This window comes from Blattabacterium cuenoti (genome assembly GCF_014251695.1).
In the GTDB taxonomy this organism is placed as follows: Bacteria; Bacteroidota; Bacteroidia; order Flavobacteriales; family Blattabacteriaceae; genus Blattabacterium; species Blattabacterium cuenoti_T.
Window position 1 is genome coordinate 559,594 of record NZ_CP059195.1, and the last position, 24,040, is coordinate 583,633.

Consider the following 24,040-nt stretch of genomic DNA (forward strand, 5'->3'; position numbering starts at 1 on the left):
TTATTCTACGTTTCCAAAACGACGTTTTCTTTTTTGATAGTTTATTATAGCTTCGAAAAAATCTTTTTTCCGAAAATCAGGCCATAAAATATTTGTAAAATATAGTTCGGCATAAGCAGATTGCCAAAGTAAAAAATTGCTAATACGTTGTTCTCCACTTGTTCTAATAATTAAATCTACATCTGGTAAATTTTTAGTATATAAATGATTTTGAAAAAAAGAATAATTTATATCTTTTATCGAAAACAAACCGTTGTATATTTTTTCAGCAATATTTTTTGTTGCTCTTAAAATTTCTTCTCTAGCACTATAACTCAATGCTAAAATCAAAGTTCCAGATGTATTATATTTTGTTTTTTTCATGAAAAAAAATAGTTCTTTTTGAATCATTTCAGAAAATCTTTCGACTTCTCCTATAATAAGAATTTTAACATTTTTTTCATGAATTTCTTCAAAATTAATTTTTAAATTTTTATAAAATAAATGCATTAAATCATCTATTTCCTGTTTAGGTCTATTCCAATTTTCTGAAGAAAATACATATAAAGTTATATAAGGTATTCCTAGCTCTTTACATCCATTTATAGTATCTTTTACAGACTGAATCGCTTTTTCATGACCAAATGTTCTCATTTTACCTCTTTGTTCAGCCCAACGACCATTTCCATCCATAATAATAGCTACATGATGAGGAATATTATTATAGTCTATTTTTTTTAATAATTTTTTCATAAAAAACCATAAATACATCTTTTTTTTTTACAAAGATATAAATAAAAAATAAAGATTTTTATATTCAATTTCGTTGATCCATTCCCCATAAAAGTTTTTCTCTTAATGTTTTATAATATGTATTTTTTCCTTCTTGAAAAATATATATATAAAAAGGAGCTTTTTTAATGGATAATTCATTTTTCTGATTCAAAGAAATTAATCTAGTATCCATAGACAAAGAATAAGATTTTACACGACTATGTATTTTTAAATATATTTTTTTATGATCTGATATAATTAATGGACGTGAAAATAAGTTATGTGGAGATATAGGTGTCAAGACGAAATTTTTATTTTCAGGACTTATGATAGGCCCACCACAGCTTAAAGAATACCCGGTTGATCCAGTTGGGGTAGAAATAATCAATCCGTCGGCCCAATAAGAAGTTAAAAATTCATCATCTATATAAGCATCTATAGTGATCATAGAAACTGTTTCTTTTCTAAGAATCACAATTTCATTTAATGCAAAATTAAAAAACTTCCGATAATTTTTTACAGAAGTTTCTAACGATAATAAACTTCTAGGCATAATATGAAATTTTCTATTAAAAATTTGATCTATTTTTTTTATAAAAACATCTTTATTAAAAGTTGCCAAAAAACCTAAATTTCCCGTATTGACTCCAACTATAGGAATACCAGAATCTCTAATTAATGTAATAGCAGACAATATGGTCCCATCTCCTCCAAAAGTAAACATTAAATCAAAATTTTTATAGGCTAATTCCTTATAATGAGAAAATACAGGAAAATCTAAATTTTTGAATTCTTTAAAAGAAGACAAAACATTAAAAAATGATTTTTCAATATGAATCTCTATTGAATGATTAGATACATAGCCTATGAACTGATTTAAATATGGTATATTTTTTTCGTAAAATTTTTGTCCATATATGGCTATTTTCATATTTTAATTTTATTAAAAAACAATAAAATTTAAAAATTAATTGTTTTATTATCTTTAATCAAAGATAAAATAAAGAGATTAATTTTTTAAAAAAATAAAATACAAGATGAAAGAATCTTTGTTCCCGGCAAAAATATTGTTATTTGGAGAATATGGAATTTTGAAAAATTATAGTGGACTTTCTATTCCTCATAATATTTATAAAGGAACTTTAAAAATCCATTCCGAATTGAATAAAGATATTTTATGTTCCAATTATGAGATTAAGAAATTTTATAATTTTTTATCCATTTTAGAAAAAAAAAAACGAATTTTAACAAAATTGGATTTAAATAAATTACATCAAGATATACAAAAGGGAATATTTTTTCATTCAAATATTCCTCAGGGATATGGAGTGGGAAGCTCTGGAGCATTAGTAGCTGCTATTTATGATAAATACGCAAAAAATAAATTAAAAGGATCTTTTAAACACAATATTATAATATTAAAAAAAATATTCAGTCAAATGGAATCTTTTTTTCATGGAAAAAGTTCCGGAATAGATCCTTTAATCTGTTATTTAAATAAACCTTTACTCATTCGATCTAAAACAGATATTTCTATAATAGGGATTCCAAAAAAAAATGAAGGAAAAGGAGCAGTATTTTTGTTAAACTCTGGAGCCCCTAGTAAATCTGATACTATGATAAAATTTTTTTTAAATAAACTAAAACATGATAAATTTCAAAAAATTTTATTTGTAGAATTTATAAAATATAATGAGAAATGTATTGAAGCTTTTTTAAAAGAAGATTTTAAAATTTTATTTACAAATGTAAAACTATTATCTACTTTGATTTTTAATCATTTTCGATTTATGATATCCAAAAACTTTTGGAAAATATGGAAAAATGGAATATTCAATAATATTTATTATTTAAAATTGTGTGGGTCTGGAGGAGGTGGTTTTATTTTAGGTTTTACTCAAAATTATAACTTATCCAGAATCAAATTGAAGAAATACACAATGGAAGTCCTTTTTCGTTTTTAATTTATTCTTTTATGCATCATAAAATTAGATTAAATCATTATTTATCCAATGCAGGAATTTCTTCTAGAAGAAAAGCGGATCAACTTATTCAATCTGGAGCAATAGAAGTGAATGGAAAACCTGTTTTCAAATTAGGAACTGTTATTCATACAAATGATATTGTTAAATTTCATGGATCAAAAATAAAATCTAAAAATAAAATTTATATATTACTCAATAAACCTAAAGGATTTATTACAACTACACGTCAACGAGATCAATTAAATAGAAAAACAGTAATGAATTTAATTTCCTGTTTTCCTGAAAATAGGATTTTTCCTGTAGGAAGATTAGATTATTCGACCACAGGAGTTTTACTCTTAACAAATGATGGGAATATAGCTGAAAAATTGACTCATCCTAAATATCATATAAAAAAAATATATCATGTATCATTAAATAAAAAAATTAGAAATCAAGATTTAGATCAAATAAGAAAAGGAAAAATTTACCTAAAAGAAGGAAAAGTAAAAGTCATTTTTGTAAATAAAAAAAACGCTAAAAATAAAATAGAAATAGGATTATATATAGGATGGAATAAAGTTATTAAACGAATTTTTAAAAAACTAAATTATAAAGTAATTCGATTAGATAGGATTAATTTTGGTGGACTTACTAAAAAAAATCTTAAAATAGGAAATTGGTGTTTTTTAAATAAAGACAAAATAGAAAATATTATTAAATAATAATTTTTGCATGTATGAAAGTAATTACCATTATTAATGGTCCTAATTTAAACCTTTTAGGAATTAGGGAACCTGAATTATACGGGAATAAAAATTTCTTAAACTATCTGAATGAATTAAAAAAAAAATTATATTCTAATATAAAAATTATTTATTATCAAAATAATAGTGAAGGAAAAATTATAGATATACTACATTCTGTAGGATTTAAATCGGATGGAATCATCCTTAACGCAGGGGCTTATACTCACACTTCTATAGGAATTGCTGATGCCATAAAATCTATTTCTTCTCCTGTTATAGAAGTTCATATTTCTAACATTTATTCCAGAGAATCTTTTAGAAAAAAATCATTTCTTTCTCCTGTTTGTAACGGAACAATTTTTGGATTTGGATTAAAATCTTATGAATTAGGAATAATGAGTTTTTGTTTATGAGATTGATAAAAATTGTTTAATTTTTTGATATATCGAATTAAATTATTGATTCCATATTTATTTTTTACGGAAACTTTAAACCATATAGGCATAATAGGAAAACCATTTTGTTTAATTTTATCAATACAGAATAAAATATTTTCATCAATCACTCTATGATTTTTAAATTTATCTGTTTTTGTGAATACAATATAAAAATGTATTTTTGGATCGTTTAATTTTTGTATAAAATTTAAATCTATTTCTTGCATAAGAAATCTACAATCTATTAATAAAAATAAAACAATAATATTTTTTTTGTAAAAAATATAATCTGTAATTAATTTTTGCGTTTTTTTTTTATTTTTCTTTACATAAGAATATCCATAACCTGGTAAATCGACCAAATACCATTTATGATTTATTAAAAAATAATTAATACATTGTGTTCTTCCAGGAGAAGAAGAAACTTTAGCTATTTTTTTTTGAGCTATACTATTTATCAAACTAGATTTTCCTACATTAGATCGTCCTACAAAAGCATATTCAGGAAAATTATGAATGAATAATTGATTAATATTTTTTAAACTTTTTTTAAATTTTACAGAAAAAATTTTCATGATTAAAATCAAATTTAGAAAGCCATTTTTCTAATATTTCTATAAATATTTTAGGATGTTCCATCATTGGAACATGGCCACATTTGTCTATCCAATGTAATTCTGAATGAGGTAACAATCTATGAAATTCTTTTGCTACTTCTGGGGGAGTGACATTATCTTGTTTTCCCCAAATTAAACAAATAGGTTGTTTAATAACAGATAAATCTTTAGACATATTATATTTCATAGCGCTTTTTGCAATATATAAAATTTTGATTCCTTTTTTTTTATCATTAACAATATGAAAAACTTCATCTACTAATTCCTTTGTAGCTATATTAGGATCATAAAATACTTCTTGTGATTTTTTCCGAATATATTCATAGTTTTCTCTTTTAGGAAAAGCGTCTCCGAAAGCTTTTTCAAATAATCCTGAACTTCCTGTCAAAACCATAGAATGGACTAAATCTAGTCTTTTTTTTGCTATGATTAAAGCAATATGTCCTCCGAGAGAATTTCCTATTAAAGTAGCCTTTTGAATTCCTATTTCCATTAAAAATTGGGTAACATATTTAGATATGTTATAGATATTAGTCAAGAATAATGGAAGCTTGTAAAGAGGTAATGTAGGAATGATAACTTGATAACCTTTTTTTGGAAAAAAATCTAAAATAGCTTTGAAATTACTTAATCCTCCCATTAACCCATGAAGCAAAATTAAAGGATGACCTTTCCCTTTTTTTATATGAGGAAATTTTTTTTCTTTCTTTTTAATAAGATCAAACATAACATCATATGATTTTTTTTATATTTTTTAGTATTTCATTATTGATTTATAAACAATAAAGTAAGCTTCTTTAGCTGCCATTTCTTCTGATCTTTTCTTCGAAGAACCTCTCCCTTTAGTTTGAATTCCAGATTTTGATATTGTAAATTCAGATAAATAAATAATTTTATTTTGATTTTTATTTTCTTTAAAAGTTTTAAAATTTATGAAAAGTTTATTTTTTTGAGCCCATTCTATAATCCATCCTTTATAACTGAAAATTTCATTTTGCAATTTTTTTATATTGACATGAGGATGTAATATTTTTTTATATACAAAATTTTCACAACTTTTATATCCTTTTTCTAAACAAATAAACCCTATTAAAGCTTCAAGGGTATTTCCGAATATATTATCAGATATCATAGATTGATCGAAAAAAAGATCTGCAATCGTTAATTTTCTAGAAATTTCATTTAGATTTTTTCTACATACTATTTTAGATCGTATTTGAGTTAACTCCCCTTCTTTTTTTTTAGGAAATTTTTTATATAAAAAATGTGATATAATAGAATTTAATACAGCATCTCCCAAAAATTCTAATCTTTGAAAATAAATAGAATAATTTTGATTTAAATTCCTTTTTTTCGTGGAAAAACTATATATGAATGCTTCCTTTAAAAATTTGGTATCTTTTGGACAAAAGCCTAATATTTTTATCAATTTACCAACTAAGATAGAATAATCATTTTTTTCAAAAAAAGTATTATTTTCAAATAACATTTATTTTTTAAATAAAATAGAAACATTATGTCCTCCAAAACCAAAAGTATTGCATATACTAATTTTTACTTTTTTTTTGATCGCTTTATTTGGAGTTAAATTAATTTTTGTATTTATATTTTTATCTATATGGAATAAATTTATAGTTGGAGGTATTATTCCCTTTGTTAAAGGTAGAATAGAAGCTATTGCTTCTATTGCTCCAGCTGCACCTAATAAATGTCCAGTCATTGATTTTGTAGAATTAATATTAATATTGTGTATATTTTTATGAAAAACTTCTTCAAGTGCTTTTATTTCTGCAATATCTCCTAATCGAGTAGATGTTCCATGAGAATTAATATGATCAACTTCATTACATTTAATTTTTGCATCTTTAATAGCTGATTTCATAGCTAAAATAATTCCTTTTCCTTCTGGATGAGGAGCCGTAATATGGTAAGCATCTCCAGACATTCCAACTCCTCCTATTTCCGCATATATATTAGCTCCTCTTTCTTTAGCGTGTTTATATTCTTCAAGGATAAGACACCCTGCCCCTTCTCCTAATACAAACCCATCCCTATTTTCATCAAAAGGACGTGATGCAGTTTTATAATCTTCATTTCTGGTAGATAATGCATGTAAAGCATTAAAACCACCTACTCCACTTTGTGTAATCGCAGCCTCAGATCCTCCAGTAACCATAATATCAGCTTTTCCTAAACATATTAAGTGATAAGCGTCTACAATTGCATTAGAAGAAGAAGCACAAGCAGATACTGTAGCATAATTTGGACCATGAAGACCATAATTCATAGAAATAAAACCAGCTGTAATATCTATAAGCATTTTTGGAATGAAAAATGGACTAAATCTAGGATATTTTCCTCCATGTATATAATCTGAAATAGATTCTTCTAAATTTAAAAGGCCTCCAATTCCAGAAGCCCAAATCACTCCTATTTTTTCTTTTTTTTCTTTTGAAAAATCGATTCCACTATTTTTTATAGCCTCTTCAGAAGCAACAATGCCATATTGTGCACAAGGATCTATTTTTCGTCTTTCTTTTTTATTAAAAAAAATACTTGGATCATAATTTTTTAGTTCACAAGCAAATTTAGTCTTATATTTTTTAGTATCGAAATAAGTAATAGGGGCACAACCGTTTTTTCCGTTAACAAGAGAACCCCAATATTCTTCTACAGTATTTCCTATAGGAGTAATAGAACCAATCCCAGTAACTACTACTTTTTTAAGTTTTTCCATATCCATACATAAAAAAATATCTGTCTAATCAGTTTTTTTTTCTTCTGCATTCTTTTTATCCATCAAAAGATTTTCTATAGCCTGTACGGCTTCACCTACTGTTGTTATTTTTTCAGCTTTTTCATCCGAAATACTAATATTAAACTCTTTTTCAAACTCCATAATGAGTTCTACTATATCTAGGGAATCTGCTCCTAAATCATGGGTAAAACTAGCAGAAGGAGTTATATCACTTTCTTCTACGCTTAATTTTTCTACAATAAGAGCATTGACTTTGGATGCTATATCAGACATAGATTCAAAATTTTTTTTATGATACAAAATTAGCAAACTTTTGTAAATCATATATAAATTTGCTTTACGGATAAACAGTACATGACATATGATCTTTTTTTCTCTAGAAAATTATGGGATTTCGAATTCTTCATATAATTGGCAATTGACGCCTTATGAATTACAACAAATTATTATTCAAAACAACATGGGAATTGAAACAAAATCAGGAGTTTTAGCTGTAAATACAGGTGTTTTTACGGGTAGGTCTCCAAAAGACAGATTTATTGTTAAAGATAATATTACAGAAAAAAAAATTTGGTGGGATGAAAAGTATAATCAATCTTTTGATTCAGAAAAATTTGATTTTTTATATCAAAAAGTATCTCAATATTTATCGGGAAAAACGTTATATATCCGAGATGGATATCTTTGTTCGGATAAACGTTATCAATTAAATGTACGTTCTATTAGTGAATATCCATGGTCTGATCTATTTATTCACAATCTATTTTTTAGATTTACAAAATTAGAAATTATTTTACCAGATTGGTTATTATTATGTGCTCCAGGATTTAAAGCTGATCCTATAAAAGATGGAACACGAAATAAAAATTTTTCTATATTAAATTTTTCTAAAAAAATAATTCTGATTGGAGGATCAGGATATACAGGAGAAATTAAAAAATCTATATTTTCTGTATTAAATTTTATACTTCCTACATATAGGAATGTTTTTCCAATGCATTGTGCCGTAAATGTAGGAAAACACAAAAAAGATACAGCTATCTTTTTTGGATTATCCGGAACAGGAAAAACTACTATTTCTAATGATATTAATAGAAATTTGATTGGAGATGATGAACATGGATGGACTTATGATAACATTGTATTTAATTTTGAAGGAGGATGTTATGCCAAAATATTGGGTATTTCTAAAAAAAATGAACCGATGATTTATCATGCTATAAAAAAAGGAGCTATGTTAGAAAATGTAATTTTCAAAAAAGAAACTAGAGAAGTAGATTTTTTTAATGACAGCATTACTCAAAATATGAGAATAAGCTATCCTATTTATTTTATAAAAAATATTGAAAAAAAACTATTGTCTTCTAATATAAAAAATATTTTTTTTCTAACATATGACGCATTTGGAGTCTTACCTCCTATAGCTAAACTTAATAAAGCTCAATCTTCTTATTATTTTTTATTAGGATATACATCTAAAGTAGCTGGAACTGAATTTAATATTCAAAAAAAACCAAAAGCGACTTTTTCTTCTTGTTTTGGTGCTCCTTTTATGCCTTTACATCCCGTACAATATACAAAAATGTTAATGAAAAAATTAGAGAATACTGAAATCAATGTTTGGATGGTAAACACTGGATTGATATCAGGAGGGGATTCATTTGGATCTCGCATTAAATTAGATGATACACGTAAAATTGTACAAAATGCTTTGAATGGTTTTTTATTAAAAGTACCATACGAAATATCTCCCATTTTTAATTTTAAAATCCCAAAATATTGTCCAGGAGTATCTTCTTCTTTATTGAATCCTAAAAATTCGTGGAAAAATAAAAAAATGTATCAAAATCAAGTCAAAATACTTGCTAAAAAATTTATTCAAAATTTTGATACATATAGACAAAACATAGACAAAAATATTTTATCCGGAGAACCTATTTTAGAATAAGCATATTTATAAATTTTTGTATTTTTTGCAATATTTTTTAATATATTTTCCTAATATATCAAATTCTACATTTACAATATCACCAACATTCATCATATGAAGATTGGTATTTTCATAAGTATAAGGAAGAATAGAGACCTTAAACGTATATCGATCACATGTAATTATAGTAAGACTTATTCCGTTAATAGCAATAGAACCTTTTTTTACAACTAGATGATTCAATTTATTTTTAGATTTAAAAAAAAATAGCCAACTTCCATTTCTATTTTCAATCTTAATAATCGTAGCAATCGTATCTACATGTCCTTTAACTATATGGCCGTTTAATCTATTCTGCAATAAAATTCCTCTTTCTAAATTCACTTCATCTTGAATTCTTAAAAAATTTAAATTGGAACATAATAAAGTTTCTTCAGAAGCTATTACTGAATAAATTTTTTTATGGATATTCACTATACTTAAACATATTCCATTATGGCAAATACTTTGATTTATTTTAATTTCGTTTTTACAAAATGGATTATGAAAAGTTATACAAAGATTATTTTTCTCACGATTTAATTGATATACTTTTGTAGTGTATTCTACTATACCAGTAAACATAATGATTTATATTTTTTTAAATTAATGTATTATATGAATTATAAAAAAAAAAAAATTAAAGTGGGATTTACCACGGGTGATATTAACGGAATAGGAATAGAGATTTTCTTAAAAGTATGTTCTAAAAAAAAACTTTTAGATTTTTTTACTCCAATATTATTTGGATCTACCAAGATATGTTTTTATTATAAAAAAATTTTAAATTTTGAAATAAACAATATACGAGAAATAAAAAATTTTAAAGAAGTTGTTGATTATAAAATAAATGTATTCAACATATGGAAAGAAGACATGAAATTTGAATCTATAAAAATTCATCATCCTGAATCAGGAAAATTATCCATTTTATCTTTAAAAAAAGCTGTAAAAGCTTTAAAAGAAGGAAAAATAGATGTACTTGTAACAGCTCCAGTTAATAAAAAATACATGAATTTCAAAAATTTTTCATTTATCGGTCATACTGAATATCTGCAAAATATTTTAGAAGGAGAATCTTTAATGTTTATGATTCACGATATTTTAAAAATAGCTTTAGTTACCAATCATTTACCTTTGAAAAGAGTAAGTTCAGAATTAAATACTAAAAAAATAATAAAATCAATTAAAATATTACGTCAATCTCTTATCATTGATTTTGCTATAGAAAAACCTAAAATTGCGGTTTTAGGATGTAATCCGCATTCAAGTGATAATGGATTGATAGGAAATGAAGAAAAAATAAAAATTAAACCAGCTATTGATAACTTATTTCAAAAACAAGGATGGTTAGTTTTTGGTCCTTATTCTTCAGATAGTTTTTTCGGAAACCAAAGTTATTTAAATTTTGATGCTGTTTTAGCTATGTATCACGATCAAGGATTAATTCCTTTTAAAACTATAACTTTTAATCAGGGAGTAAATTTTACGGCTGGTCTTTCTCATATACGGACATCTCCTGATCATGGAGTTGCCTATGATATTGCTAAAAAAGGAATTGCAAATGAAAATTCATTTGAAGAAGCGATCTTTTATGCTATAAAAATATTTAAAAATAGAAAAGAATATATGAAATTCAGTTTATCCAAATTATTATAAAATTACAATAACTATATTTTTTCTCACTTGTAAAATTCCACTTTCTATTTTAATTTCCTTTTTTACATTTTTTTTATTTTTATCCTTTTCTAATTCTAATTTTAAAAATCCATACTTTAATATAGATATAAATGGAGCATGATTTTCTAATATTTGAAAATATCCACGGGATCCAGGAGCTATAATAGAAATTATATGTTTTTGATACAAAATTTTATGAAATCTAATAATTTTTATTCTCATATATTTATATTGATGACATTTTTTTTCCGCTTTCTATAACTTGTTCAATGGTCCCTTTTAAATTAAAAGCAACCTCTGGTATAGCATCTAATTTCCCATCTATTATCATATTAAATCCTTTTATAGTATCTTCAATTTTTACAAATTCTCCTTCTATTCCTGTAAATTGTTTTGCCACATGAAACGGTTGAGATAAGAAACGTTGAACACGTCTAGCTCTGGATACTATTAATTGATCTTCTTCATTTAATTCTTCTATACCTAGAATAGCTATAATGTCTTGTAAAGAATTATATTTTTGTAAAATTTCCTTTACTCTTTGTGCACAATTATAATGATTTTCATTTATTATATCTGGAGATAAAATTCTTGATGTAGAATCTAAAGGATCTACGGCGGGGTAAATTCCTAAAGATGCTATTTTTCTGGAAAGAACAGTAGTAGCATCCAAATGCGAAAATGTGATAGCAGGAGCGGGGTCTGTTAAATCATCTGCTGGAACATAAACGGCTTGCACTGAAGTGATAGATCCTGTTTTTGTAGAAGTTATTCTTTCCTGCATTGCCCCCATTTCAGAAGATAAAGTAGGTTGATATCCTACTGATGAAGGAATTCTTCCTAATAATGCAGATACTTCTGATCCAGCTTGAGTAAAACGAAATATATTATCTATAAAAAACAATACATCTTGTCCTTTTCCCCCTTCTAAATATTGATCTCTGTAATATTCAGCCAATGTTAATCCAGATAAAGCAACTCTTGCTCTAGCTCCAGGAGGTTCGTTCATTTGACCAAAAACAAAAGCTGCTTTAGATTCCTTCAAAGATTCTTTGTCTACTTTAGAAATGTCCCAATATCCTTTTTTCATCGATTCCATAAAAGACTTTCCATATTGTATAATTCCAGATTCCAACATTTCTCTTAATAAATCGTTTCCTTCTCTGGATCTTTCTCCAACTCCTGCAAAAACAGATCGTCCTCCATGTCCTTTTGCTACATTATTTATTAATTCTTGTATTAATACAGTTTTTCCAACTCCTGCCCCACCAAATAATCCAATTTTTCCTCCTTTAGGATAAGGCTCTATTAAATCTATAACTTTAATTCCTGTATACAAAATTTCTGCATCAGTAGATAAGTCTACAAATGCAGGAGATTGACTATGAATTGGTTTAGTTTGATATCTATCTATATTTCCTAATCCATCTATACAGTCTCCTAAGACATTAAAAACCCTCCCATTAATAGATTCCCCTACTGGAACACAAATGGGTTGATCTAATGCATAAACTTCTTGCCCTCTTTGTAATCCATCTGTTACTTCCATAGATATACAACGAACATTCCTATCCCCCATATGTTGTTGAACTTCTAATACTATTTTATTTTTTTTAGAAGAATAGGTTTCCAAAGCATCATAAATTTTAGGAAGATAAGATCCTTTTTTAAAAGAAACATCAATGACGGGTCCTATAATTTGAGTAATTATTCCTTTAAATTTTTTTTTATGCATCATGCAACCCCTTTTTTTTAAAGATTTATACAATTATATTTGTTATTGTAAATGTAAGAGAAAAAAGATAAAAATTTTGAAAATTTATTCATCAATCGATGAATTTTCTTCTTTATATCCATGTGTATTAACACTTGGAATTTTTGATGGGGTTCATATAGGTCATAAAAAAATTATTAAAAATTTAATTTTTAGATCTAAAAAAAAATATAGTTCTGTTCTCCTCACTTTTCATCCACATCCAAAAGAAATATTAAATTATGATAAAAATTTTTTTTACTTAAATACTCTTTCTGAGAAAATATATAACTTAAAAAGAACAGGAATAGAACATTTGATAATTCACCCTTTTACTATAAATTTTTCAAGATTAAGAACAATAGATTTTTTAAAAAAAATATTACATCCAAAATATAAAATTAAACAAATCATTACTGGGTATGATTCTCATATTGGAAAAAATAGAGATAATTCTTATAAAGAATTAAAAAAACTACATCATAGTTATGGAGTAAAAGTTTATCAAGTTGGTCCTTTCAAACTAATAAAAAAAATAGTTAGTTCTACTTATATACGTGAATCTCTTTTATCAGGAAATATACAATGGGCGAATCAAGCTTTGGGATATTTTTATACATTATCTGGAAAAGTCATACAAGGAAAAGGGATAGGTAGAATGATGAATTTTCCCACAGCCAATTTACAAATTGACTATAAAAAATTAATTCCTAAAAATGGGGTTTATGCTGTAAAAATTAATTATTTAAATAACCTGTATTCAGGTATGTTGAATATAGGAATAAACCCTACTATAGAGAAAGAAAATAAAAAAATAAAAATTGAAGTTCATATATTCAATTTTTTTGAAAATATATATGGAAAAAAAATAGATATTCAAATAATTCGTAGAATACGTAAAGAAAAAAAATTTAATTCCATACAAAAATTAAAAAAACAAATATATACAGACAAAATAAATATACAAAAATTTTTTTCTTGTGAAAAAAAAAATTAATAAAATTATTAAGTATATATTGAAAAATATAAATCATAAAATTATTTTTATATCAAAAGATTCTACTATTATAGAATATATTAGAACTAAATATAGTTCAAAATTTAGTTCAGAAACTAAATTTTTTACAATAGAAAAATTCTTTGAAAACATTTCTGGATTAAAAATTTTAGATGATTATTCTATATTGCTTTATTTTTTTTCTCTTTTAAAAAAAGATGATTTTGTAGAAAAAAAATTTCATGATTTTTTTAATTGGGGACCAAAAATATTAAATGATTTTCAGAAAATAGATTTCAATATGATTAATATTGAACATTTTTTTTCTTCTATTATTTCTTCAGAAAAAATAAATAAATGGAGTTTTAATTTTTTAGAACAAAAAAAATTATTTTTTTGGGAAAAAATTCATAAATACTATTATATTTTACAATCTCAACTTTTAAAAAAAGGAATTGCTTATCATGGAATGCTTTTTAAAATAGGCATTTCTCGTTTAGATTCCTTTTTATATCATAATTTCAATACAAAAATTGTATTACTTATTGTTGATTATATTGCAGAATATGAGAAAATTTTAACTAAAAAAATTATTCAACAAGGATTAATTTATCATTTATGTGAAAAAAATATTTCAATTTCAACTTTAGAGCATTTTAATGAAAAACGAATTTTGAATTCAAAAACACGTTTACAATATGATAATTTCAAAATTATTGGTGTTTCAAAAGAAATAGAACAAGTGAAAATTGTGGAAAATATCATATGTAAATTAATGAAAAAAGATCAAAAACCTAATAAAATACTTATAATACCAGGGAATAATAATTTGACTATTCCACTAATACATTCTATAAAAAGAAAATTAGAAATTGATATATCTTTTAATATTAATTCTCCATTAAATGATATTCCTATTTATTATACTTTTTATTCTATATTTCAATTACTATTAAATAAAAATAAATTTTCAAAATTTACTAGAAAAGATGTTATAAAAGTATTATCCAATGGATATATTCAAAAATTTTTTTTAAAAAAAAATTCAATTTTAGAAAAATTGAATCTAAAAAAAAATTCGGATTTTTTTTGCGAAAATCTAATAAAAAAATATTTATATAAAAATAATTTATGGATTATTTTTAAAATTCAAACCAATAACATTAAAATGATTCTTATAAGTATTATTGGTTTTATTAGAAAATTCAAAAAATTACTTATTACGAATAGTAGAAAACATTTTTTAGAATTGAAATTTCTTTTTAAACTAGAAATTTATATACAACAATTAAGAATAATAGTTAGAAAAACTAAAAATTTATATCTCGGAATTAATGATGTATTTAACATATATGAACAGTTTACTAAAACAGAAAACATACGATATTTTCGTAAAAATAGAAAAGGATTATATATCACAGGTTTTATAGATATTTTTTTGGAAAATTTTGATGTTGTGATCATAACTTCCTTTAATGAAGGAGTTATCCCTCCAAGTCATAATAATCATTCTCTCATTCCTTTTGATATATATAAAAAGTTACAAATTCATAATATTAATGAAAATTTTTATTTTCATCATTTAACAAGAATTATTCAATTTTCAAAAGAAAGATATTTCATATATAAAAATCATCCAGATGAAATTAATTCTGGAGAAAAAAGTCATTTTATTCATAGAATAGAAATCATTTCTAAAATTAAAATAGAAAAAATTAAAAAATCATTTTTTCCTATAACTTCAAAAAGACTACCCATTGTAATTTATAAAACAAAATCTATAATTCAATGTTTACATAAATTAATCAATAAAGGATTATCTCCTTCTTCTATTCATTTATATAATTATAATCCTCTTCTATTCTATTATAAAAAAATACTTAAGTTAAATGAACCAGAAAAAATACATTATAAAAAAAAAATAGGAAAAATTATTCATAAAATATTAAAAATATTATATAATCCCATAAAAGAAAGTTTGATGACCATTGATTGTATTCATAAAATGAAAAAAAACTATGAAGAAACTATTAAAGAAGTTCTTTTAGAAAAAGAAGAAATCATTGAAGGAAATAATATGTTTTTTTATTATATAATTAAAAATTATATAGAAAATTTTATTTCATGGGATGAAGAATTTATTAGAAAGGGACGAAAAATTTTTATCAAAGAAATCGAACGAAAAGTTTCTGCAAAATTAAATATAGGATCAAAAAAAGTAAATTTACATGGTATTATAGATCGTATAGATGAGTATGATGGAAAAATTCGTATTCTTGATTATAAAATAGGGTTTTCTAAAATTAAAGAAATCAACATTTCTTTAAAAAATATTGAAAATATTTTTTATGATGTAAATCATGCAAAAACCATGCAATTGCTTATTTATGTTTATTTATGGTTTAAATCTTCCGTATTCAAAGACAGTAAAAAAAAATCTCCTATTATAGGAATTGTTTCTCCCGAAATGAATAGAAATAACATATTCCAAGTTCCTATAAATATTTGTCATACTAAAAAAAGAAATATAACATATGCAGATTATGAAATAAACGTTCTTCCATTTCTTATTAAAAGAATTTCCGATATCCTAGATCCTAGAATGCCGATTATAGAAAAATTTATTGATTTTTAATAAATTTTTCTATATAATTCCCTACTTCATCAGTAGTAGAAGATAATTTTAAATCAATAATATCTTGTGTACATATTTTTTTTTCAATAGAATTTTTAACAGCCTTTTCTATAATATTTTTTTCTTTATGCATTCCAAAATATCCTAACATCATAGATCCTGAAAGAATACAACCCAAAGGATTTGCTATATTTTTTCCTTTTGCTTGAGGATAAGATCCGTGTACAGGTTCAAACATGGATTTATAATCTCCTATAGAAGCCGAAGGCAGTAATCCTAAAGAACTTGTTAAAACGCTAGATTCATCTGAAAGAATATCTCCAAACATATTATCCGTTAAAATGATATCAAATTTTTGAGGATTCATAATAATTTGCATGGATGCGTTATCTACATACAAAAAATCTATATAAATATCTGGATAATCAAACGATATTTTTTTAATAACTTCTCTCCACAATCTAGAAGTTTCTAATACATTAGCTTTATCTACTAATGTTACTTTTTTTTTACGTAAAAGAGCAGCTTTAAAAGCCATTTCTCCTATTCTCTCTATTTCTGATTTAGAATAAATACAATAATCATAAGCTATTTTTCCATTGTTATAACGCCCTTTTTCCCCAAAATAAATCCCTCCTGTTAATTCACGATATATAATAAAGTCAACTTTATTTAATAATTCCTTTTTTACAGGAGACTTATCTAAGTTAGGAAAGACTACTATAGGACGAATATTACAATATAAATTCATTTTTTTTCTAAGTTTTAATAATCCATCTTCAGGTCTCATTCCTCTTGTATTATGATCATATTTCGGCTCTCCTATACAACCAAATAAAACAGCATCTGCTTTTAAACAATTATCTATAGTTTCTTCTGGCATAGGATTTCCAAATTTTTCTATGGCTTTAGATCCAGCTAAACTATTTTTATAATGAAAATTGTGTCCATATTTTATGGCTATGGAATTTAAAACTTTTATAGTTTGTTTTATTACCTCAGGTCCTATCCCATCTCCTTCTATTACAGAAATATTTTTTATCATATTAAAAAATATTTTCTATTTTTTTCAAAATTTTCTACATCATTTTTAATAGAAATCAAAAAATCTATATCATCATAACCATTGATAAAACAATTTTTTTTATATGGATGGATATAAAATATATCAAATTCTCTTGTTTTTAATATTGTAACTTTTTGAAGAATTAAATCAACTTGTATTTTAATTTTAGGATTTTTTTCAACGGTATTAAATAATTTTTTTAAAAAATATTCTGATACTTCTATAGTTAATAATCCATTATTTAATGCGTTTTCTTTAAAAATATCAGCAAAAAAACTAGATATTATTACTCTAAATCCATAGTCCAAAATAGCCCATACAGCATGTTCACGACTGGATCCACATCCAAAATTTTTTCCTGATAAAAGGATTTTACCATTAAAATTATAATTATTTAATATAAAATTTTTATTCAAAGAACCATTTTTTTGATAACGCCAATCCATAAAAATATTTTTTCCACATTCTTCACGTTTAATCTTTTTTAAAAAACGAGCAGGTATAATTTGATCCGTATCTATATCCTCTATAGGTAATGGAACTGCCTGACTAATTAACATCGTAAATTTTTTCATGAATATATTTATTAATATCTACAATTTTTCCTTCAATAGCTACAATAGCTGCAGTCAAAGGACTAGCAAGTAAAGTACGAGATCCTGGACCTTGTCTTCCTTCAAAATTTCGATTAGAAGTAGAAATACAATATTCTCCTGCAGGAATCTTATCCTCATTCATACCCAAACAGGCAGAACATCCTGGTTGACGAAAATCAAATCCAGAAAATTTAAAAATCTTATCTAATCCTTCTTTTTTTACAAGTTTAACTACTTTATTTGATCCAGGTACGATCATTACATTTACATGATTAGCTTTTTTTTTCCCTTTTATTACAGTAGCCACTAATCTTAAATCTTCTATTCTAGAATTTGTACAACTTCCTATAAAAATATAATTAATCGTTTTTCCTATTAATGATTCTCCTAATGAAAATCCCATGTAATACAGAGATTTACGATATTTATTTAATTTAGGAATTTTTTCAGATATTTTGATTGACATTCCAGGATTTGTCCCATATGTTATCATAGGTTCAATATCTTCAGCATTAAAAACATGTTCTTTATCAAAGATAGTATTATCATCTGTTCTTAAAGATTTCCAATATTCTATAATTTTTTTCTCTTCAATTTTAAATTTTTTGAACCCCTTACATTTTTTAACATAATCAAAAGTTATTTGATCTGGAGCTATTAATCCACCTTTTGCTCCCATTTCAATGCTCATATTACAAATAGTCATTCTCCCTTCCATACTCATTTTTTGAATGGTAGACCCCATATATTCTATAAAATATCCAACTCCAGCATATACTCCTAATTTTGATATAATATATAAAATCACATCCTTAGGAGTAACTCCTTTTTTTAAACATCCATTTAATTGTATTTTCATTTTTTTAGGTTTGGATAACAATAAACATTGACTAGCCATAACCATAGTCACTTGACTAGTTCCAATTCCAAAAGCTATACAACCAAAAGCTCCATGAGTAGAAGTGTGACTATCTCCACAAACTATTGTCATTCCAGGTAATGTATGACCTAATTCAGGTCCGATAACATGAACTATTCCATTATTTTTATTCCCTAATCCATATAATGTAATTCCATATTTTTCACAATTATCTGTTAATAAATTTATTTGTTTTCTAGATAGAGGGTCTAAAATAGGTAAATGCTGATTAATTGTAGGGACGTTATGATCTACCGTAGCTATAATTTGATTTGGTCTAAAAATAGATAAATTTCTTTTTTTTAACTCTATAAAAGCTTGAGGACTTGTGACTTCATGTATATAATGTCTATCTATATAAATAACATATATTTTATTTTCCAATTTTTTAATAATATGTGCGGACCAAATTTTATCAAATAATGATTTTGACATTTTTATAGAACATTTATTCTTAAACTATTATTATTCGTATTAGTATGCAATACTTTATTATTTTTTTTGTTATTAAAATTAGCTTTTTTTAAAATTATTTTTAATTCCATATCAGTAATTTCTTTTTTTTCATCTGCATATTTTAAGAAAATAGAATAAACCAAATCTAAATAATTTTGGTTTAAAAAATAACCTAATTTCTTATAACGAAATGCTAAAGCGGCTCTACCGCTTCTAGCTGTTAGAATTATTGAAGATTTATTTATTCCAACATCTTCTGGATTAATACTTTCATAAGTTTCCCTTTTTTTAATGACTCCATCTTGATGTATACCAGAAGAATGAGAAAAAGCGTTTACTCCTACTATAGCTTTATTAGCTTGTACTTTCATTCCCGTACATTCTGATACTAAATAACTTGTAGAATAAATCAATTTTGTATTGATATTTGTAAATAAATTCAAATGAGAATTTTGTTTAAAAATCATAACAATTTCTTCTAGAGAAGTGTTTCCAGCTCTTTCTCCAATCCCATTAATAGTGCACTCTACTTGTTCCGCTCCATTCATAACGCCAAATAATGAATTAGCAGTAGCCAATCCTAAATCATTATGACAGTGAGTCGATAATATAATTTTATGAATTCCTTTTACATTTTCTTTTAAAAAACGTATTTTTTTTCCGTATTCTTCTGGTAAACAAGCCCCTGTTGTATCAGGGATATTAATTACCGTAGCTCCATATTTAATTACATTTTCACAAATTTTTGATAAAAATTCATTTTCTGTACGTCCTGCATCTTCTGCATAAAATTCTACATCTTCAACAAACTTTTTTGCATATTTTACAGCAGAAATTGCTCTTTCTATAATTTTTTCTGGAGTGCTATTAAATTTATAACGAATATGACAATTTGAAGTCCCTATTCCAGTGTGAATTCTCGGCCTTTTGGCATATTTTAATGCTAATCCCGCTATTTCTATATCCTTTTCTACAGCTCTAGATAAGGCACATATTACTGTATTTGAAACCGATTTACAAATTTCTTTAACAGATTGATAATCTCCTGGACTTGAAATTGGAAATCCAGCTTCTATTACATCGACTCCCAAAAATTCCAATTTTTTAGCTATTTTTATTTTTTCTTTAGCATTTAATTGACATCCTGGAATCTGTTCTCCATCTCGTAAAGTTGTATCAAAAATTTGTATTCTTTTTTTCCCCATATCATTTTATTTTTTTTATCAAAACTATTTTTAACAAAAAGAAAATAGAAATAAATTATTATAAGACTTACAATGTCTAATTAGTAAAATTATTTTATATTATTCTATTAATCAAATAAAATATCATTATAATATTACAATGTCTAATTATAATAATAAATCAGATCATCTTTTTTTATTAATTCAAACTTTATCAAAATCCGAAAAAAGAAATTTTAGACTTTATACAAATCGTATAAAAAAAAATAAATATGCGAAGTTCATGATACTATTCGAGATCATGAATAAAATGAGTTTTTACAATAAACAAAAAATATTAAAAAATACTATTATAAAAAAAGAACAATTGTCTAACATAAAAGCTCATTTATATAAACAAATTTTAATTAGTATAAAAAAATTACAGCATACAGAAGAAAATCATGACATACAAATACGTGAATATTTAGATTTTGCTAAAATTTTATACAATAAAGGCTTATATATACAAAGTTTAAAATTATTAGGAAAAGCAAAAATTATCGCAAGATCTTATGAATCTAATACCGTTCTATTAGAATTAGTAGAATTTGAAAAAATGATAGAATCTCAACATATAACTAGAAGTCTTTATTCTAGATCGGGAGAATTATCCGCAGAATCCAAAGAATTAATTGAAAGAATTCAATGTAATAACGCATTATCTAGCCTTTCTTTAGAATTATATGGTTTATATTTAAAAGTAGGATATGTCAGAAACGAAAAAGATAAAATTTTTATAGAAACATATTTTCGTACAAATATTCCAAAATTTGATATTGATAAACTTGGTTTTTACGAAAAGTTATTTTTATATCAAGCTCAAGTATGGTATCATTATATCCGACAAGATTTTGTAATGTGCTATAGATCATCTTATAAATGGGTTGAATTATTTCAAAATTATACAAAAGCTAAAAAAATAGCCCCTATAAGTTATTTAAAAGGATATCATTATTTATTAGATACCTTATTTTATTTGAATCATTATTCAAAATTTATTCATGTATTTAAAAAATTTGAAAGAGAAGTAAAAAATGGAGAAATATTGATAAATGAGAATACTAAAATATTAATTTTTATGTATACATATACAAACCGTATAAATAAACATTATATGGAAGGAAGTTTTTCGGAAGGAGTGAAAAAAGTAATTCCATCATTATTTATAGAATTGAATCAAATTTTTAATCGTTTAGATTCTCATTATATTATGGTTCTTTATTATAAAATTTCTTGTTTGTATTTTGGTAGTGGAGATAATAAAAACGCTATACGGTATTTATCAAAGATTATAGAAAATAAAAAGAAAAATTTACGACAAGATTTACAATGTTTTGCGAGACTTTTATATTTAATTGCTTGCTATGAAAGCGGATTAGATGAAAATATGGATCAAAAAATTCAATCCACATATAAATTTTTTATCCAAATGGATGATTGGTATATTGTGCAAAAAAAAATTATTCATTTTTTTCAAAATTTAGGAAATATATATCCACATCAAATTAAAAATCAATTTAAAAAATTGAGAGATAAATTAGTTAAATATTACGATCATCCTTATGAAAAAAGAACCTTTCTATATTTAGATATTATTTCTTGGATAAATTCAAAAATAGAAAATAAATCTGTAGAATTAATTATAAAAGAAAAATTCATAAAAAATAATTTAAGTGAAAAAAAACAAAATTATTTAATTCAATAACAATATGACTTTAAAAAAAAGAATCATAAAATATGAAAAAATAAAATGAATTAAAGCTTTAAATAATAAAGATAAATTTGAAAGAGCATTACAATCAATGATTGAACAAAAAAAAATAAAAATACTGAAAAATAATTTCATTATACTACATAATATATAAATAGATGTAATGTTTTTATATTTATTTTTTACAAATAAATAGACAATAAAAAATAGACCATTTACAGGTAATAAAAAAACATATATTTTTAATATAAAAGGAAAAACTGTTTTAAAACAAAGAGCGCTAAAAATGACATGAATTAAACTAAAAAAAAAAGTAAATAAATTATATATTGCAATTTTTTTAATCATAATCGGATAAGCTAAAATTATTATTATTTCTTATATGCAAAACATTATTGATGAACTCTCATGGAGAGGTTTAATTAAAAACAAAGTTCCTGGTATAGAAAATAAATTAAAAAAACCTATAACCATGTATATAGGTTTTGATCCAACATCTAATTCTTTGCACATAGGAAGTCTTTTACCTATTATTTTATTAATTCATTTTCAAAAAAAGGGACATAAATCTTTAGCATTAATTGGTGGAGCAACAGGTTTTATAGGAGATCCTTCCGAAAAAGAAGATAAAAGAATCTTTTTAAGTCAAGAAATTTTGCAAAATAATACGGAATCTATAAAAAATCAAATATTAAGACTTTTGAATTTTTATTCAGAGAAAATAGAATTATTAAATAACTTAGATTGGATTCAAAATATTTATTTTTTATATTTTATTCGTGAAATAGGGAACCATTTTACTGTAAATCACATGATATCTAAAGATTCTGTAAAAAAAAGAATTAATAATAAGAAAAACGGAATATCCTTTACTGAATTTTCTTACTCTCTTATACAAGGATATGATTTTTTGTATTTAAATAAAATAAAAAATTGCCAATTGCAAGTTGGAGGATCTGATCAATGGGGAAATATTACGACAGGTATAGAATTAATTCGAAAAAAAACAGGAAAAAAAGCGTATGGAATTACTTTTCCTTTAATCGTAAAATCTAATGGAATGAAATTTGGTAAAAGTGAAAAAGAAGAAAATATATGGTTGGATGAAAAAAAAACATCTCCATACAAATTTTATCAATTTTGGATGAATATTTCTGATTTAGAAATTGAAAAATATATAAAAATATATACTTTTTTTTCTAAAGATAAAATTGAAAATTTAATTTTAGAACATAGAAAATGTCCAAATAAAAGATTGTTACAGAGAAAATTAGCTAATGAAATAACTGAATGGGTTCATGGAAATAAAATTTCAAAAAAGATGATAGAAATCACGAATATATTATTTGAAAAAAAAAATAATCCTTTTCAATTATTGGATGAAAAAACTTTTATTTCTATATACAATTATATACCACATATGATTTTATCTTATGATGACTTTAAAAAAGGAATTTTTTTATTAGATATTTTAAAAAAAAGTGGGTTTTTCTCTTCTAAAAGTGAAGCAAATCGTGCTTTAAAAGCAAATTCAATTCACTTAAATAAAATTCTTGTAAAAGAAAATATTCTGATAAATAAAGAAAATATGATAGGAAAAAAATATCTTTTGTTCCAATTTGGAAAAAAAGAATTTTTTATTATAAAAATTGAATGAATTTAATATCCAAACTCTTTTAATTTTTTATAATCATATTTGAGATGTCCTTTCTACATATATATATGATAGTATATATACTATAAAAGTATTTTTT

The 24,040-nt window shown here is 24.3% G+C and carries 23 protein-coding genes; 9 read left to right on the forward strand and 14 right to left on the reverse strand.

Annotated elements, in window-relative coordinates; genetic code table 11:
• Complete coding sequence (locus tag H0H62_RS02705) at nucleotides 1–732, reverse strand: isoprenyl transferase (protein WP_185860659.1); 732 nt, start codon at nucleotides 730–732, stop codon at nucleotides 1–3.
• 64 nt (nucleotides 733–796) lie between these two features.
• Nucleotides 797–1,684 (reverse strand): NAD kinase, encoded by an 888-nt coding sequence (locus H0H62_RS02710; RefSeq protein WP_185860660.1) that lies wholly within the window; start codon nucleotides 1,682–1,684, stop codon nucleotides 797–799.
• A 106-nt stretch (nucleotides 1,685–1,790) separates the two neighbouring features.
• Here H0H62_RS02710 and H0H62_RS02715 point away from each other — a divergent pair, with 106 nt between their 5' ends.
• From H0H62_RS02715 to H0H62_RS02725, 3 genes are read left to right on the forward strand one after another with little or no spacing between them, the layout of a single operon-like run.
• A complete protein-coding gene (locus tag H0H62_RS02715; RefSeq protein WP_185860661.1) occupies nucleotides 1,791–2,717 on the forward strand; it encodes a mevalonate kinase family protein in 927 nt (308 codons plus the stop codon).
• Between the two features lie 11 nt (nucleotides 2,718–2,728).
• Entirely contained in the window at nucleotides 2,729–3,442 is a 714-nt protein-coding gene (locus tag H0H62_RS02720; RefSeq protein WP_185860662.1) for a pseudouridine synthase, read from the forward strand.
• Nucleotides 3,443–3,456: 14 nt separating this feature from the next.
• Nucleotides 3,457–3,879, forward strand: coding sequence for a type II 3-dehydroquinate dehydratase (locus H0H62_RS02725; protein ID WP_185860663.1), 423 nt, complete (start codon nucleotides 3,457–3,459; stop codon nucleotides 3,877–3,879).
• Here H0H62_RS02725 and yihA read toward each other — a convergent pair.
• The 5 genes from yihA to H0H62_RS02750 are packed head-to-tail and all read right to left on the reverse strand — an operon-like array spanning nucleotide 3,846 to nucleotide 7,551.
• A complete protein-coding gene (gene yihA / locus H0H62_RS02730) occupies nucleotides 3,846–4,478 on the reverse strand; it encodes a ribosome biogenesis GTP-binding protein YihA/YsxC (RefSeq protein ID WP_185860664.1) in 633 nt (210 codons plus the stop codon). The genes H0H62_RS02725 and yihA overlap by 34 nt on opposite strands.
• A complete protein-coding gene (locus H0H62_RS02735; protein WP_185860665.1) occupies nucleotides 4,453–5,247 on the reverse strand; it encodes an alpha/beta fold hydrolase in 795 nt (264 codons plus the stop codon). The genes yihA and H0H62_RS02735 overlap by 26 nt, the downstream gene beginning before the upstream one ends.
• 27 nt (nucleotides 5,248–5,274) lie before the next feature.
• Nucleotides 5,275–6,009 (reverse strand): ribonuclease III family protein, encoded by a 735-nt coding sequence (locus H0H62_RS02740; RefSeq protein WP_185860666.1) that lies wholly within the window; start codon nucleotides 6,007–6,009, stop codon nucleotides 5,275–5,277.
• A complete protein-coding gene (fabF, locus tag H0H62_RS02745) occupies nucleotides 6,010–7,257 on the reverse strand; it encodes a beta-ketoacyl-ACP synthase II (protein ID WP_185860667.1) in 1,248 nt (415 codons plus the stop codon).
• A gap of 24 nt (nucleotides 7,258–7,281) precedes the next feature.
• A complete protein-coding gene (locus tag H0H62_RS02750) occupies nucleotides 7,282–7,551 on the reverse strand; it encodes an acyl carrier protein (protein ID WP_185861014.1) in 270 nt (89 codons plus the stop codon).
• A gap of 88 nt (nucleotides 7,552–7,639) precedes the next feature.
• Between H0H62_RS02750 and H0H62_RS02755 the strand changes: the two genes are divergently transcribed.
• Nucleotides 7,640–9,226 (forward strand): phosphoenolpyruvate carboxykinase (ATP), encoded by a 1,587-nt coding sequence (locus tag H0H62_RS02755; protein WP_185860668.1) that lies wholly within the window; start codon nucleotides 7,640–7,642, stop codon nucleotides 9,224–9,226.
• A gap of 6 nt (nucleotides 9,227–9,232) precedes the next feature.
• Here H0H62_RS02755 and H0H62_RS02760 read toward each other — a convergent pair whose 3' ends face one another.
• Nucleotides 9,233–9,832, reverse strand: coding sequence for a riboflavin synthase (locus H0H62_RS02760; RefSeq protein ID WP_185860669.1), 600 nt, complete (start codon nucleotides 9,830–9,832; stop codon nucleotides 9,233–9,235).
• Nucleotides 9,833–9,865: 33 nt separating this feature from the next.
• Between H0H62_RS02760 and pdxA the strand changes: the two genes are divergently transcribed.
• Nucleotides 9,866–10,906: a 4-hydroxythreonine-4-phosphate dehydrogenase PdxA gene (gene pdxA / locus H0H62_RS02765; protein WP_185860670.1), complete on the forward strand. Its 1,041-nt coding sequence runs from the start codon at nucleotides 9,866–9,868 to the stop codon at nucleotides 10,904–10,906.
• On the opposite strand, the gene H0H62_RS02770 is transcribed toward pdxA, so the two are convergent.
• Together H0H62_RS02770 and atpD are read right to left on the reverse strand one after the other, a co-directional pair.
• The gene (locus H0H62_RS02770) at nucleotides 10,901–11,149 is read right to left on the reverse strand and encodes a F0F1 ATP synthase subunit epsilon (protein ID WP_185860671.1); all 249 of its coding nucleotides are present in this window, start codon (nucleotides 11,147–11,149) and stop codon (nucleotides 10,901–10,903) included. The two genes, pdxA and H0H62_RS02770, sit on opposite strands and share 6 nt — an antisense overlap.
• A gap of 4 nt (nucleotides 11,150–11,153) precedes the next feature.
• Nucleotides 11,154–12,662, reverse strand: coding sequence for a F0F1 ATP synthase subunit beta (gene atpD, locus H0H62_RS02775; protein ID WP_185861015.1), 1,509 nt, complete (start codon nucleotides 12,660–12,662; stop codon nucleotides 11,154–11,156).
• Nucleotides 12,663–12,738: 76 nt separating this feature from the next.
• Between atpD and H0H62_RS02780 the strand changes: the two genes are divergently transcribed.
• Both H0H62_RS02780 and H0H62_RS02785 read left to right on the forward strand, forming a co-directional pair.
• Nucleotides 12,739–13,677, forward strand: a complete 939-nt coding sequence (locus H0H62_RS02780) for a bifunctional riboflavin kinase/FAD synthetase (protein WP_185860672.1) — start codon at nucleotides 12,739–12,741, stop codon at nucleotides 13,675–13,677.
• Nucleotides 13,661–16,312, forward strand: a complete 2,652-nt coding sequence (locus H0H62_RS02785; protein WP_185860673.1) for a PD-(D/E)XK nuclease family protein — start codon at nucleotides 13,661–13,663, stop codon at nucleotides 16,310–16,312. Before H0H62_RS02780 ends, H0H62_RS02785 begins: the two co-directional genes overlap by 17 nt.
• Here the strand turns inward: H0H62_RS02785 and leuB are convergent.
• The 4 genes from leuB to H0H62_RS02805 are packed head-to-tail and all read right to left on the reverse strand — an operon-like array spanning nucleotide 16,299 to nucleotide 20,554.
• A complete protein-coding gene (leuB, locus tag H0H62_RS02790) occupies nucleotides 16,299–17,357 on the reverse strand; it encodes a 3-isopropylmalate dehydrogenase (protein WP_185860674.1) in 1,059 nt (352 codons plus the stop codon). The genes H0H62_RS02785 and leuB overlap by 14 nt on opposite strands.
• Nucleotides 17,354–17,953, reverse strand: a complete 600-nt coding sequence (leuD, locus tag H0H62_RS02795) for a 3-isopropylmalate dehydratase small subunit (protein ID WP_185860675.1) — start codon at nucleotides 17,951–17,953, stop codon at nucleotides 17,354–17,356. Before leuD ends, leuB begins: the two co-directional genes overlap by 4 nt.
• Nucleotides 17,928–19,328, reverse strand: coding sequence for a 3-isopropylmalate dehydratase large subunit (leuC, locus tag H0H62_RS02800; RefSeq protein ID WP_185860676.1), 1,401 nt, complete (start codon nucleotides 19,326–19,328; stop codon nucleotides 17,928–17,930). The genes leuD and leuC overlap by 26 nt, the downstream gene beginning before the upstream one ends.
• Before the next feature lie 2 nt (nucleotides 19,329–19,330).
• Nucleotides 19,331–20,554 carry a 2-isopropylmalate synthase gene (locus tag H0H62_RS02805; protein ID WP_185860677.1) on the reverse strand — a complete coding sequence of 408 codons (1,224 nt, stop codon included), beginning with the start codon at nucleotides 20,552–20,554 and terminating at the stop codon, nucleotides 19,331–19,333.
• Between the two features lie 280 nt (nucleotides 20,555–20,834).
• Here H0H62_RS02805 and H0H62_RS02810 point away from each other — a divergent pair, with 280 nt between their 5' ends.
• A complete protein-coding gene (locus H0H62_RS02810; protein WP_455708578.1) occupies nucleotides 20,835–22,280 on the forward strand; it encodes a hypothetical protein in 1,446 nt (481 codons plus the stop codon).
• A gap of 388 nt (nucleotides 22,281–22,668) precedes the next feature.
• The gene (tyrS, locus tag H0H62_RS02815; RefSeq protein ID WP_185860679.1) at nucleotides 22,669–23,943 is read left to right on the forward strand and encodes a tyrosine--tRNA ligase; all 1,275 of its coding nucleotides are present in this window, start codon (nucleotides 22,669–22,671) and stop codon (nucleotides 23,941–23,943) included.
• Nucleotides 23,944–24,040 lie beyond the last annotated feature (97 nt).